The organism is Marinobacter sp. 1-3A (assembly GCF_016597775.1).
Classification (GTDB): Bacteria; Pseudomonadota; Gammaproteobacteria; order Pseudomonadales; family Oleiphilaceae; genus Marinobacter; species Marinobacter xiaoshiensis.
The window spans coordinates 66,240-79,532 of the sequence record NZ_VCGZ01000001.1 but is presented as its reverse complement, the minus strand read 5'-3'; the positions used below and the strand labels follow the sequence as shown (position 1 = coordinate 79,532).

At 53.9% G+C, this 13,293-nt stretch carries 9 protein-coding genes and 1 pseudogene; 9 read left to right on the top strand and 1 reads right to left on the bottom strand.

Annotated features, from left to right (window positions below; genetic code table 11):
- Positions 1–9 precede the first annotated feature (9 nt).
- The 7 genes and pseudogenes from purF to cobA form a co-directional block, all read left to right on the top strand.
- A complete protein-coding gene (purF, locus tag FE848_RS00385) occupies positions 10–1,536 on the top strand; it encodes an amidophosphoribosyltransferase (protein ID WP_200200769.1) in 1,527 nt (508 codons plus the stop codon).
- 26 nt (positions 1,537–1,562) lie between these two features.
- Entirely contained in the window at positions 1,563–2,798 is a 1,236-nt protein-coding gene (locus FE848_RS00380) for an O-succinylhomoserine sulfhydrylase (RefSeq protein WP_200200768.1), read from the top strand.
- Positions 2,799–2,811: 13 nt separating this feature from the next.
- Positions 2,812–5,403, top strand: coding sequence for a DNA translocase FtsK (locus tag FE848_RS00375; protein WP_200200767.1), 2,592 nt, complete (start codon positions 2,812–2,814; stop codon positions 5,401–5,403).
- 12 nt (positions 5,404–5,415) lie between these two features.
- Complete coding sequence (gene lolA, locus FE848_RS00370) at positions 5,416–6,075, top strand: outer membrane lipoprotein chaperone LolA (protein WP_200200766.1); 660 nt, start codon at positions 5,416–5,418, stop codon at positions 6,073–6,075.
- A gap of 1 nt (position 6,076) precedes the next feature.
- A complete protein-coding gene (locus tag FE848_RS00365) occupies positions 6,077–7,414 on the top strand; it encodes a replication-associated recombination protein A (RefSeq protein WP_200200765.1) in 1,338 nt (445 codons plus the stop codon).
- A 100-nt stretch (positions 7,415–7,514) separates the two neighbouring features.
- Positions 7,515–8,789: a serine--tRNA ligase gene (gene serS, locus FE848_RS00360; protein WP_200200764.1), complete on the top strand. Its 1,275-nt coding sequence runs from the start codon at positions 7,515–7,517 to the stop codon at positions 8,787–8,789.
- Positions 8,790–8,884: 95 nt separating this feature from the next.
- Positions 8,885–9,643: pseudogene (gene cobA, locus FE848_RS00355) on the top strand (uroporphyrinogen-III C-methyltransferase); the annotation flags it as partial.
- A gap of 70 nt (positions 9,644–9,713) precedes the next feature.
- On the opposite strand, the gene FE848_RS00350 reads toward cobA, so the two are convergent.
- Positions 9,714–10,790: a 3-deoxy-7-phosphoheptulonate synthase gene (locus FE848_RS00350; protein ID WP_200200762.1), complete on the bottom strand. Its 1,077-nt coding sequence runs from the start codon at positions 10,788–10,790 to the stop codon at positions 9,714–9,716.
- Positions 10,791–10,964: 174 nt separating this feature from the next.
- Here FE848_RS00350 and FE848_RS00345 point away from each other — a divergent pair, with 174 nt between their 5' ends.
- Both FE848_RS00345 and FE848_RS00340 read left to right on the top strand, forming a co-directional pair.
- Positions 10,965–12,788 (top strand): DUF1631 family protein, encoded by a 1,824-nt coding sequence (locus FE848_RS00345; protein WP_200200761.1) that lies wholly within the window; start codon positions 10,965–10,967, stop codon positions 12,786–12,788.
- 31 nt (positions 12,789–12,819) lie between these two features.
- A complete protein-coding gene (locus FE848_RS00340) occupies positions 12,820–13,233 on the top strand; it encodes a PilZ domain-containing protein (RefSeq protein WP_200200760.1) in 414 nt (137 codons plus the stop codon).
- The last annotated feature ends 60 nt before the right edge of the window (positions 13,234–13,293 follow it).

The window sequence follows — 13,293 nt, the reverse complement described above, 5'->3', positions numbered from 1 at the left end:
ATCTTATCCATGTGTGGCATTGTCGGCATCGTCAGTAGTTCCCATGTAAATCAGTCGCTTTATGATGCGCTGACTGTACTTCAGCACCGAGGCCAGGATGCGGCAGGTATTGTAACGTTCCAGGATGATCGCTTTTTTCTGCGTAAAGACAATGGCTTGGTGCGGGACGTTTTCCATACCCGTCACATGCACCGTCTTGTGGGCAATGTTGGCATAGGCCATGTGCGCTATCCCACCGCAGGCAGTTCCAGTTCCGCCGAATCCCAGCCTTTCTATGTGAACAGCCCTTACGGTATTACTCTGGCTCATAACGGCAATCTGACCAATGCCGACGAACTGAGCCAGGATCTGTTCCGTACAGATCTGCGGCATATCAACACCAACTCGGATTCAGAAGTTCTGCTGAACGTTTTTGCACACGAACTGCAAAAGCTGGGTAAATTTGATCCGACAAAAGATGAAATTTTCTCTGCGGTGCGGGCCGTGCATGAACGTTGCCGCGGAGCCTATGCCGTTATCGCCATGATTACCGGTTACGGCATTGTGGGTTTCCGTGACCCCAATGGCATACGCCCGGTTTGTTATGGTGAGCGCACCGATGAAACCGGCCGTAAGGAATACATGATCGCATCCGAGAGTGTTGCTCTCAGCGCGGCTGGTTACACGCTTGTACGGGACATCGCTCCCGGCGAAGCCGTTTACATCGAAACCGACGGCACGCTTTATACGCAGCAATGCGCTGCGGCACCGAAACTGTTCCCCTGTATTTTCGAACATGTCTACTTTGCACGACCAGACTCCATAATTGATGGCGTGTCGGTCTATAAAGCCCGACTGCGTATGGGTGAGACTCTGGCAGACAAGGTCCAGCGCGAGCGCCCAGATCACGATATCGATGTGGTTATGCCAATTCCCGATACCAGCCGCACATCTGCCATGCAGATGGCTCACAGGTTGGGGTTGAAGTTCCGGGAGGGGTTCATAAAGAATCGCTACATTGGCCGAACATTCATCATGCCTGGACAGACCATGCGCAAGAAATCTGTGCGCCAGAAGCTGAACCCCATTGAGTTGGAGTTCAAGGGCAAAAACGTCATGTTGGTGGACGATTCAATTGTTCGGGGTACCACCTGTAAGGAAATTGTTCAGATGGCAAGGGATGCGGGTGCCAGGAAGGTTTATTTTGCCTCTGCCGCGCCCCCGGTTCGCTTTCCTAACGTTTACGGCATAGATATGCCATCGGCCAATGAATTGATTGCCCACGACCGAACGGTTGACGAAATTCGCGATTTGATTGGCGCAGATTGGTTGTTGTATCAGGATCTGGAAGATCTGGTGACCTGTGTCAGTGACGTGAATGACAGCATTGATGGTTGGGAGTGTTCGGTGTTTACCGGGGATTATGTAACCGGCGATATAGATACGGCCTACCTCAACCGCCTTGATGAAGCGCGTAATGACATCCAGCGCTCGGGGTGCGGAGACGCAATGTCTGGCGACAACGGCATTATTGACCTTCACAACGACGAAGACTGATTACCGAGCCTTAGCAGGAGACGCTCATGACTTTTCACCGCGAAGAAACTGTCCAGATTCCCGAATCGGATCTTGAGGGTATGTCTCTGGATACTCTGGCGGTGAGGGCAGGGCAGCTGCGCACTGGTCAGCTGGAACACAGCGATGCCATTTTCCCCACTTCCAGCTTCGTATACTCCAGTGCAGCTCAGGCAGCGGCCCGTTTTGGTGGTGAAGAGCCAGGTAATATCTACTCCAGGTTTACCAACCCAACGGTCCAGGCATTTGAGGGCCGTATCGCTGCGATGGAAGGTGGTGAGCGTGCGGTTGCAACCTCATCTGGCATGGCCGCTATTCTCAGCACCTGCATGGCACTGTTGAAGACTGGCGATCACGTTATTTGCTCCCGTGGTGTATTCGGAACCACCAATGTGCTGTTTCAGAAATACATGGCTAAGTTTGGTGTTGAAACGTCATTTGTGAGCCTTACTGATGCTCAGGAGTGGGCCGGGGCTATGCGGTCAAACACCCGCATGCTGTTTATCGAAACACCGTCCAATCCTCTTTGCGAAGTGGCCGACATGGAGGCGCTGGCACAGCTTGCCCACAAAAATGATGCCCTGTTCGTGGTGGACAACTGTTTCTGCACGCCGGTGCTGCAACGGCCTTTGGAACACGGGGCGGATATCGTTATCCACTCTGCAACCAAGTATCTTGATGGTCAGGGCCGCTGTGTAGGTGGTGTGGTGGTTGGTCCAACAAAGCTCATGGACGAAGTCTATGGCTTCCTGAGGTCCGCGGGGCCCACAATGAGCCCTTTTAACGCCTGGGTCTTTCACAAGGGCCTGGAAACCTTACCAATCCGTATGCGAGCCCATTGCGACAATGCGCTAGAGTTGGCAGTGTGGCTGGAGCAGCAGCCTGCGGTGGAGCGGGTATATTACGCAGGGCTTGATAGCCATCCACAGCATGCGCTTGCTAAAAAGCAGCAGAAAGGGTTTGGTGGGGTTTTGTCATTTTGTCTGAAGGGCGGCCGGGAAGAAGCTTGGAAGTTTATCGATGCCACCCGGATGATTTCCATTACCGCCAACCTGGGCGACGTTAAAACCACGATTACCCATCCGGCCACAACGACTCACGGGCGCTTATCGCCGGAAGACAAATCCAGAGCTGGTATCACCGAAAATCTTTTGCGTGTTTCGGTGGGCATAGAAGCAGTCGAAGATCTGAAAACAGACTTGTACAGAGGGTTTCAGGTACTTCAGAACGCAAGCAACACCTAACGTTTGAGTATTCATGGCCGAATCTGCAAAAGCGAAGCAATCACCACAAAAACTGACAGAGAAACAGCTGCGCTTTCGCCGCCTTGCTGCGCAGGGTGCCCGTGAAGGCGCGGTGATCGGGCTCATTGCCCTATGCATTTATTTGGCTATGGCGCTTGTGACGTTCAGCCCTTCGGACCCAGGCTGGGCCAGTATCGGTCATGATACCAGCGTGTTGAACGCAGCCGGCCGCTCCGGCGCTTGGCTGGCGAGTCTGTTGATGGACTTTTTCGGTCACGTTGCCTATCTGTTTCCGATGATGGTGGCGGGTTATGCCATCATGCTGATCCGCAGGCGTAATGATTCTCTTGATATGCACTGGCCGCTGTTTCTGATGCGCTTTGGCGGCTTTTTGCTGATCCTGCTCTCTGCTACCAGTCTTCTCTCGCTTTACTCTGTGTTTGGTCTCGGTGCGTCCTCAGGTGGTGTACTTGGTACCGCTGTTTCAGATGCCATGATTCGGTTTTTTAACCTGCCTGCAACCACGCTTTTACTTATAGCGATCTTTCTTTTCGCTCTGACAGTCACTGTCGGATTGTCCTGGTTCTGGCTTATGGATCAGCTCGGTGGCCTCGCTCTCCGGCTGGGGCAGTATCTCAAAAAACTTGTGCAATCCGACAAAACGAAGCCAGCGCTGGAGAAACCTGCCCAGCCGGAGCAGAGTCCTGTCGCTCAAAAGCCTCAACCAGCGGCCCGGATTAGCCAACCTGACAATAATGTTGCCAGGGACAAGTCAGGTAAACGTTGGTGGCATAGCATCCCCGGATTTGGGCCAGCCAAGGCTTCCAAACCAAAAGCCCGACCCAGCGAGCGGCAAGAGCCTGCTATTGAAGGTTTTTCTGCTAGTGAAGATCCGGAACCTGCCCGGCTGGAAAGTTTCAGCTCCCGGGACGATGCGCCTGCGAAAGGGCGCAGCCAATCGCTGGACCCAAACAAGGAAAAAGCAGCCCCACCGGCCGGTGGTCGGTCACTGAAAATATCGCCATTCAAGAAGAACGAGCAGCCACCGCTGGCCAACAGCGCTAAAAACTCCCAGGCCTCGCTGCTTGAGGATATAGAAAGCCCGATTCCGCCTATTTCCTTGCTCGATCCACCCGAGGAGCATAAAGAGAGCGGGTACTCCGAAGAGGCTCTGGAGCACATGTCGCGATTGCTTGAGGAAAAGCTGAGCGACTTTGGTGTGTCTGTGGAAGTGGTTGAAGTTAACCCTGGCCCGGTAATCACCCGGTTCGAAATCAAACCGGCAGCGGGTGTTAAAGTCAGCAAGATTTCCAATCTTGCCAAAGACCTGGCGCGTTCACTTGCGGTCCTGAGTGTTCGTGTTGTTGAGGTTATTCCCGGCAAGTCAGTCGTTGGCATTGAGATTCCCAACGAAAAGCGGGAAATTGTTCGGCTTAGCGAAGTGCTCGGTTCCCGGGTGTTCAAGGAATCAAGTTCGGCGCTTACCATGGCGCTGGGTAACGATATCGGCGGCAACCCTATGGTTGCGAACCTGGCCAAAATGCCTCACCTGCTGGTTGCCGGTACCACCGGTTCCGGTAAGTCGGTCGGTGTGAACGCCATGCTGCTCAGTATGCTTTTGAAGGCTGGGCCAGAGGATGTGCGCTTCATCATGGTTGACCCCAAGATGTTGGAACTCAGCATTTACGATGGTATCCCGCACCTTCTTGCACCTGTTGTTACCGACATGAAAGAGGCGGCAAATGCACTGCGTTGGTGCGTAGCGGAGATGGAGCGTCGATACCGGCTAATGTCCACGCAAGGGGTACGAAACCTGGCGGGCTACAATCTTAAAGTTAAAGAAGCGGCTGCCGCCGGTGAACCGCTTCTGGATCCGCTTTGGAAACCGGACGAGTACCTTGCCGACGATGAGCAACAACGCCCGGAGCTTGAGCATTTGCCGTTGATTGTTGTGGTTATCGATGAGTTCGCCGACATGATGATGATTGTTGGCAAGAAGGTAGAAGAGCTGATTGCACGTATCGCCCAGAAGGCGAGGGCGGCAGGTATTCACTTGATCCTCGCCACTCAGCGGCCCTCTGTGGATGTAATTACTGGCCTGATCAAGGCAAACATTCCTACCCGTATTTCGTTCCAGGTATCGTCCAAGATTGACTCGCGCACTGTTCTTGATCAGGGCGGCGCGGAGCAGCTACTAGGACACGGCGATATGCTTTATCTGCCACCTGGGTCCGGGCTTCCTGTGCGAGTTCACGGCGCCTTTGTGGATGACGATGAGGTTCACCGTGTTGTGAGTGCCTGGAAAGCCAGAGGCGAGCCGGTGTACGTGGATGACGTACTTAATGGCGCTGAAGGCGAACACCTGCCGGGTGTACCCACCTTATCTGAGGGTGGCGACAATGAAGGCGACGCGCTGTTTGATGAAGCGGTCGCTTTTGTAACCGAAGGGCGCAGAGTTTCTATTTCCTCCGTGCAGCGCAAATTCAAGATAGGTTATAACCGGGCGGCCAACCTGGTTGAAGCCATGGAAGCATCCGGAGTGGTCAGTTCAGCCGGTCACAACGGGGCCCGTGAAGTTTTGGCCCCGCCCCCACCCAGAGATTAGGAGTCGTACTGTATGCAACAGCTTTTTCTGAAACGCCTGTCGGCATTGGTTGCGACACTGACGGTGGCAGTATTGTTCAGCAGTTCACTGCTGGCAGCGGGCAAAGATGGCTCTGCCACTGAGCTTGCCTCCCTGCTGAAAAGTTACGAAACCTACCAGGCAGACTTTATTCAGATAGTAGTCAGTGAGAACGGGAATAATGTGCAGGAAACCCGTGGTTTGCTGAAGGCGAAACGACCAGGCCTGTTTTACTGGGAAACCCGCGCGCCTTTGTCACAGCTCATTGTTAGTGATGGAAAGAGTGTAGAGGTTTATGACCCGGATCTGGAGCAGGTAACGATTCACAGTCTGGACGACCGCGTTCAAAACACCCCCGCCCTGCTGCTTAGTGGAGAGGTTGATAACCTGGAAGAAACCTACAGGGTTTCCGGCCGCCAGATAAGCGAAGACACCCGGGAGTTCACGCTTGAGCCGAAAAATGAAGATTCGTTGTTTGTATCTCTGCGTTTGACCTTCTTCAACAATGAGTTGCAGGAGATGCGTATGCAGGACTCGCTGTCACAGCTCAGTGTACTCAGCTTTGATCACATTCGGCTAAATGAAACCGTGGAAAGAAGTGTGTTCAAGCTTGAGTACCCGGAGGGCGTTGACGTAATCCGGGACGATAACTGATATGCAAAACAGCCTGTTCACCGAGCAGGTCGGATTTCGGCCTCTCGCGGCACGCATGCGCCCTGAAAGCCTCGACGATTACGTTGGCCAGGCCCATCTTGTCGGGCCGGGAAAACCACTGCGCAGAGCAGTAGAGCAGGCACAACTGCACTCCATGATCCTGTGGGGGCCACCGGGAGTTGGTAAAACCACCTTTGCACAACTGCTGGCAAGCGTTGGCGATCTCAGCTTCGAAACAGTATCTGCGGTGCTCAGTGGTGTTAAGGATATCCGTGCCATTGTTGAGCGCGCCCGTAACCGCAAGCAATCCCAAGGTCAGGATACGCTTTTGTTTGTGGACGAAGTCCACCGCTTCAACAAAAGCCAGCAGGATGCGTTCCTGCCACATATCGAAGACGGCACGTTTATATTTGTTGGTGCCACCACCGAAAATCCTTCTTTTGAATTGAATAGCGCTTTGCTGTCTCGCACCCGTGTGTATGTCCTCAAGAATCTGGAGGAAGCCGATATTCTGCGGCTGTTGGCCAGGGCGCTTGCAGCAGAAGAGGGGTTCGGCGGCCAGCTTGAGGTGTCGGATGACGTGCTTGGAGTTATGGCCTCGGCATCTGGTGGTGATGCGCGCAGAGCGCTCAATATGCTTGAGATTTCGGCGGATCTGGCGGAGCCGGGCAGCGACGGGAAAAACCGGGTTAATGCCGACCACCTTGAACAGGTGATGCAAACCAGTCTGCGGCGCTTTGATAAGGGCGGAGACGTATTCTTCGACCAGATATCAGCCCTGCACAAGTCTGTAAGGGGCTCAGACCCCGATGGTTCGCTTTATTGGCTGTGCCGTATGCTCGATGGTGGGTGTGATCCATTGTACGTTGCTCGCCGCCTGGTGCGCATTGCGAGTGAAGATATAGGCAATGCCGATCCTCGTGCGCTGCAATTAAGTATGGATGCCTGGGATGTTCAGGAGCGCTTGGGCAGTCCTGAAGGAGAGCTTGCCCTGGCACAGGCGGTGACCTATCTCTCGCTTGCCCCAAAAAGCGATGCCGTTTACAAGGCCTATAATCAGTGCATGGCCGATATACGGAAGGACCCGGATTACGAAGTCCCGGTGCATCTGCGAAATGCCCCCACCAAACTCATGAAAAGCCTGGGCCACGGTGACACCTATCGCTATGCACATCATGAGCCGGATGCCTTTGCGGCGGGGGAGTCCTACCTGCCCGAGGCCATTCACCAGCGTCGGTACTACGAGCCCGTCAACCGCGGCCTGGAAATCAAACTTTCAGAAAAGCGCCAGCGGCTCGACGCACTCAATCAACAAAGCCCCATAAAACGCCATACCTGAACCCCAAACAAGGTTTCTGCAGCGGTAGCCACCGGCGCCGGCACGGGTATAATGGCGAGTTATTCTACATACATCGCAAACCGGAAAATCCAGGATACCCATGCTCGATCCCAAACTCGTCCGCAACCAGACTGAAGAGATCGCCCGCCGGCTGGCCATCAAGAACTTCGTATTTGATATCGCCGCTTTTGAAACTCTTGAAGAGCGCCGCCGTGCCCTTCAGGTAAGCACAGAGAACCTGCAGAGCGAGCAGAATAAAAAATCGAAGTCCATTGGTAAGGCCAAAGCGGCGGGTGAAGACATACAGCCGCTACTGGACGAAGTAGAGAGCCTGAAGTCCCGTAAGTCTGAGGCGGAGAAAGAGTTGAATGTCTTGCAGCAGGAACTCAATAACTTTCTTGCGGGCATTCCAAATCTGCCGGATGCGGACGTAACCCCTGGCGACAGCGAAGAAGACAACATTGAAGTTCGCACCTGGGGTACACCCAAGACGTTTGATTTTGAGCCCAAGGATCACGTTGCATTGGGCGATGAACTCGGCGGTCTGGATTTTGAAACCGCCACCCGGCTTGCGCACTCACGATTTGCCGTCATGCGGGGGCAAATCGCGCGACTGCACCGCGCTCTTGCCCAGTTCATGCTGAACCTGCACACAGACGGACATGGTTATTCAGAAACCTATGTGCCTTATCTGGTTAACGCCGATGCGCTTTATGGCACAGGCCAACTGCCAAAGTTTGAAGACGATCTGTTCAAGATGCAGGGCGAACCTTCACTCTACCTGATACCGACCGCAGAAGTACCGGTAACCAACCTGGTGTCAGATACGATTCTCGACGCCGCAGAGTTGCCTCTGAAGATGGTTTGTCATACTCCTTGCTTCCGTAGTGAAGCGGGATCCTACGGCCGTGATACCCGAGGCATGATCCGCCAGCACCAGTTCGATAAGGTTGAATTGGTGCAAGTGGTTCGCCCTGAAGAATCCGATGCCGCACTGGAAGCGCTTACTGGTCATGCCGAAAAAGTGCTTCAGTTGCTTGAATTACCATATCGACTGGTTGCTTTGTGCGGTGGGGATATGGGCTTTTCGGCAGCGAAAACCTACGACATTGAAGTCTGGCTGCCTGGGCAAGGCAAGTATCGTGAGATCTCCTCCTGCTCCAATACTCGCGACTTCCAGGCTCGCCGAATGGGTGCCCGCTGGCGTAACCCGGAAACCGGTAAGCCAGAGCCTGTACACACTCTGAACGGTTCTGGCCTGGCGGTTGGCCGAGCTTTGATTGCTGTTATGGAGAACTATCAGCAGGCGGACGGCAGCATTCTTGTTCCCGAAGTCCTCAAACCATACATGGGTGGTGCCGAGCGTATTCAATGAACGACAAGCCTGAACAACCAGTAGGATCAGGTGTGGGTTCAAGGCCTGCACCTGTCCGCTACAGAGCAAACCCGGTCACCTCGAACCCCAACAGCTCCGCAGGGGAAGTTGCCCTTGTGGGTGCTGGCCCCGGGGATCCGGAGTTGCTTACGCTGAAGGCCTGGCGCCTTATTACCTCGGCAGAGGTGGTGCTCTACGATCGTTTGGTTTCGCCGGAGATTCTCGCGTTGATTCCCGAATCAGCTGAGAAGATCCACGTTGGTAAACAGCGGGCGAACCACACTTTGCCTCAGGATCAGATCAACCAGAGATTAGTGGATCTTGCCAAGCAAGGTTTTCGGGTTGTCAGATTAAAAGGCGGAGACCCGTTTATCTTTGGCCGTGGCGGTGAAGAAATTGAGACATTGGCCAGCGCTGGAATTCGGTTTCAGGTTGTGCCTGGGATAACGGCGGCATCCGGGTGTGCGTCCTATGCCGGCATTCCGTTGACGCACCGGGATTATGCTCAGTCTGTGCGCTTTGTGACAGGCCATCTCAAAAATAATACCTGCGATTTGCCCTGGAAGGATTTTGTCCAGATCAATCAGACACTGGTTTTTTATATGGGGTTAGTTGGCCTTCCTATTATCTGTAAAGAGCTGATAGGGCATGGTATGACACCGGATATGCCGGTTGCTCTTATTTCCAAGGGCACCACTCGGGAACAACAAGTGGTTACCGGCAACCTGGAAACTATTGTGCAGCGGGTAACCGAAGAAAACGTTCAGGCGCCAACCCTTGTCATTGTTGGCCATGTCGTTGCTTTGAGGGATCGCTTGGACTGGGTTGGAGGTTTGCCTGACCTGACGGCCTGATTAGCAGTATTAGTCAAAAAAAACGGGGAGCCTGAAGCTCCCCGTTTCCATTTATGCCGTTGCATCAAAATCAGGTTGCTTTTCGCTTTGGCAGCACGTATTTCAGTTTATTGCGCATCTCGCGAATGGCTTTCTCGGTGGTTTCCCAATCGATACAGGCATCGGTGACAGACACGCCGTATTTAAGGTCTGCCAGATTCTCGGGAATAGACTGGTTGCCCCAGTTGATGTTGCTCTCAATCATCAGGCTTTGAATCGAAGTATTACCTTCGAGGATCTGATGGGTGACGTCCTGCATAACCAATGGCTGGATAGCCGGGTCTTTGCTGGAGTTTGCGTGGCTGCAATCCACCATGATGGATTTACGCAGGCCGGCTTTTTCCAGTGCCTGTTCACACAGAGTAACGCTCACGGAGTCGTAGTTGGGCTTGCCACCACCCCCGCGCAGAACCACGTGGCCGTACTGGTTGCCTTTGGTTCGGATGATCGCAACCTGGCCTTGCTGGTCTATTCCCAGGAAATTGTGGGAATAGGAAACGGACTTCATGGCATTTACGGCAACATCCAGGCTGCCATCTGTGCCATTCTTGAAGCCAATGGCCATGGACAAGCCGCTGCTCATCTCACGGTGCGTCTGGGATTCTGTGGTGCGGGCGCCAATGGCAGACCAGGCAATGGAATCCTGAAGGTATTGCGGCGAAATTGGATCAAGTGCTTCAGTCGCAACGGGCAAGCCCAGCTCGTTAATATCGAGCAAGAGACGACGACCAAGTTGCAGGCCTCGTTCGATATCAAAGGTGTCGTTCAGGTGCGGGTCGTTGATCAGACCTTTCCAGCCAACGGCTGTGCGTGGTTTTTCAAAATATACACGCATCACGATAAGCAGGGTGTCGCTTACTTCATCTGCAAGCTTCTTGAGGCGGTTGGCATAATCACGGGCCGCATCCACGTCGTGAATAGAGCAGGGGCCCACCACCAGGAACAAACGATGGTCTTTACCGTCAATAATGTCATAAATCGCCTGGCGGCCATTCGTAACGGTTTGCGCGGCCTTACCGGTGAGTGGCATATCCTGTTTGAGCTTTTCAGGGGTAATAAGTGTTTCCTGGCTCGCCACGTTCAAGTTTTCAAGTTTATTGCCGGACATTTTTTGCGGGTTCCCCGATTCTTTTCATTGTAGCCTGGCTGTACTGTGAAATAAGCCAGCAGGACTGCAGATTAAAGCAAATAAGGCCGGGCGCAGTTGTGGTCAACCCCGGCGAGTTCGTTATACTGCTTTATTTACTGGGCCTTTTCAACGCTTCTTAAGCATGAGGAATGGATGTCACAAAACAGGCCGAAGTCCCACCAGGTGGCTTCGCGGAAGGCGGTTGCCGAAAAAATTGACGATGTGCTTGCCGGTATCCGTGTTCCCGACCTTCCTTACCCTGTGGGTAAGTTGTCACCAGAAACAGCCAGCGACTGGAAGCCGCTGCTGTTTTCATGCTGGACGGAACAACGGGATGAGCGTGTAACTCACGTGATTCGTTCTGTGCACCTTGAGTGGTCAGTGCGCCAGATCAACGCGGCCTATGTGGCCGATCGCATCATGGATGTATTTCTCAAAACGAGCGGGCTGCACGCCGAGATTGCCCGACGTATCGCCCGCTTACGGTTTTATCTTGCTTGGCGTATGGATCTCGATGGCCATCAGGCTTTTAGTAACGTGTTGCTGGAGTGGCTCGATAGCTTGCAGGAGTGGTGTGGCTGGAGTGATTCTGGTGGCCGCTCATCGAAAGCGCTTCTCGATCAGCTAGACACGCTGGTTGTTGCGGTTTCTGCCGCTTTCGATTCTGACTCCACCGGTGCTGTGGACACGTTTTGCGAGCAGTGGCAGGAGGATTCAGCCAAGCGTGATGCACAAACTGGAAGGCTGCGCCTGCGACTGCAGGAGACTGAGCAGGGTGCCGCGCGCCAGCGGCGAGCAGAGCAGACTTCAAGAGCTCTTATTGGCCGGGCCCTGCAGGGGCGGAAATTGCCTCAGCCGGTACTCGATTTTATTTTTGATCATTGGCAGGGCCTGCTCAAGCAGGCTGTGTGGGACTCAGGAGTTAACGGTGAAACCTGCCGCCATGGCAGCAAACTGCTGGAGTGGTTGGTGTGGGTTGGTGACCCCTCGCTGTCAGATAAAGACAGGGATCGTTTGTACCATGTTGGCGAACAGATAGGTGACCGACTGGTGGATGTTTGGGGCCGTGTGTTTGATCGCCCGCTTACACCTAACTCCCTCGCCGGCATTGGGACAGTGATGATGTCCAGATTACGTGGCGATACGCCCGAATTGATCGATGCACTGCCTGAAAGCCGTAACTTTTCATGGAACCCTGTGTGGCTCAGCTTTGAAGCTTTAGAAAGCCGGGAATTTCAGTCTTTTGAGGGGATGTGGTTCGTTCAGGGTGAGGGCGAATCTGAACAGCGTCGTTTTTTCTGTGTTTTGCTGGAAGATACTGCTGAAATACTTTGGACCAACGGCACGGGCGTAAAGCTCGGTTTGCAACCCTGGGAGGACTTCTGTGAAGCCAAGGAGAGCGGAAAAATTCGCCCTCTGCCGGCTCCGACACCTTTTGGTGATGTGCTTGAAGAAACCGTGCAACTCCTTGCAGCAGCGTACGAAAAACAGCGGGTGCAGCGTGAGGCGGCGGCTGCTGCGGCAAAGGCCCGTGCCGAAGCGCTGCGCAAAGAGAGGGAGGCGGCAGAATTAGCCCGTCAGCAGCAGGAAGCTGAGCGCCTGGCAATGCAGGAGCGCCAGCGCCGGGAAGCAGAGGACCAGCGTTTGGCAGACGAGCAAGCGGAGCAGGAAAGACTCTACAGGGAAAAGATGCTGGTTGCGCAGAAGCAGGTCGACGAGATAGGCCTGGGTGGCTGGATTGTGGTGAAAGCAGAAGAGCCCGAAACTGAAGATGCCAGACTCAAACTTGCTGTTCGCACAAATGCCTCCAGAAAACTGATATTCGTCGACCGGCTTGGGCTCAATCGCCGGGAATTTCTGGAAGATGAGCTGGTGTTGGGAATCGTCGAGGAACGGATTCGCGTTATGGGCGGCGCAGCGGAGTTTGATGACACACTAAGCAGAGTGGTTGGCCGTATACGAGTCGGGCGTAACTGATCAGTCCGCAAACAAGAAGCCAGGAATAATAATGAAAGATACTGACTATACGTTTGGAACAGAGGAAGACCCCGCTGGCGGGCAGGACAACCGCAAACAGTACCGTCTAACGGCCCGTGCACAGATTACGCTTGAGCTTGAAGCCGGATATCCTGCATCTGAAGGCATCGCTGGTTCCTCCAGACGAGAGATGGCTTGTGCCGTGCGTGATATTTCCGTCAGCGGGCTTTGTCTGCTTTCTGAGGAATGCCTGTCGGCGGGTGCCTTGTATCCGGTGTCAGTCTCACTGGGAGACCATGAAGAACCGTTTGTTCTGACTGTGGAGGTTGTTTGGTCTCGGCCGGAAAAGGCCGGCTATCTGGTAGGGATGCGAATTGTTGAATCTGCTCAAACAGCCTATGTGGAATGGACAGAGGCTGTAGCCAGCGCCATGGAGGCGTCCTAGTTCATACTGTCCGGTTCTGAAAGTAGAAAAGCCAGCTTGCCGCTGGCTTTTCCATGATCT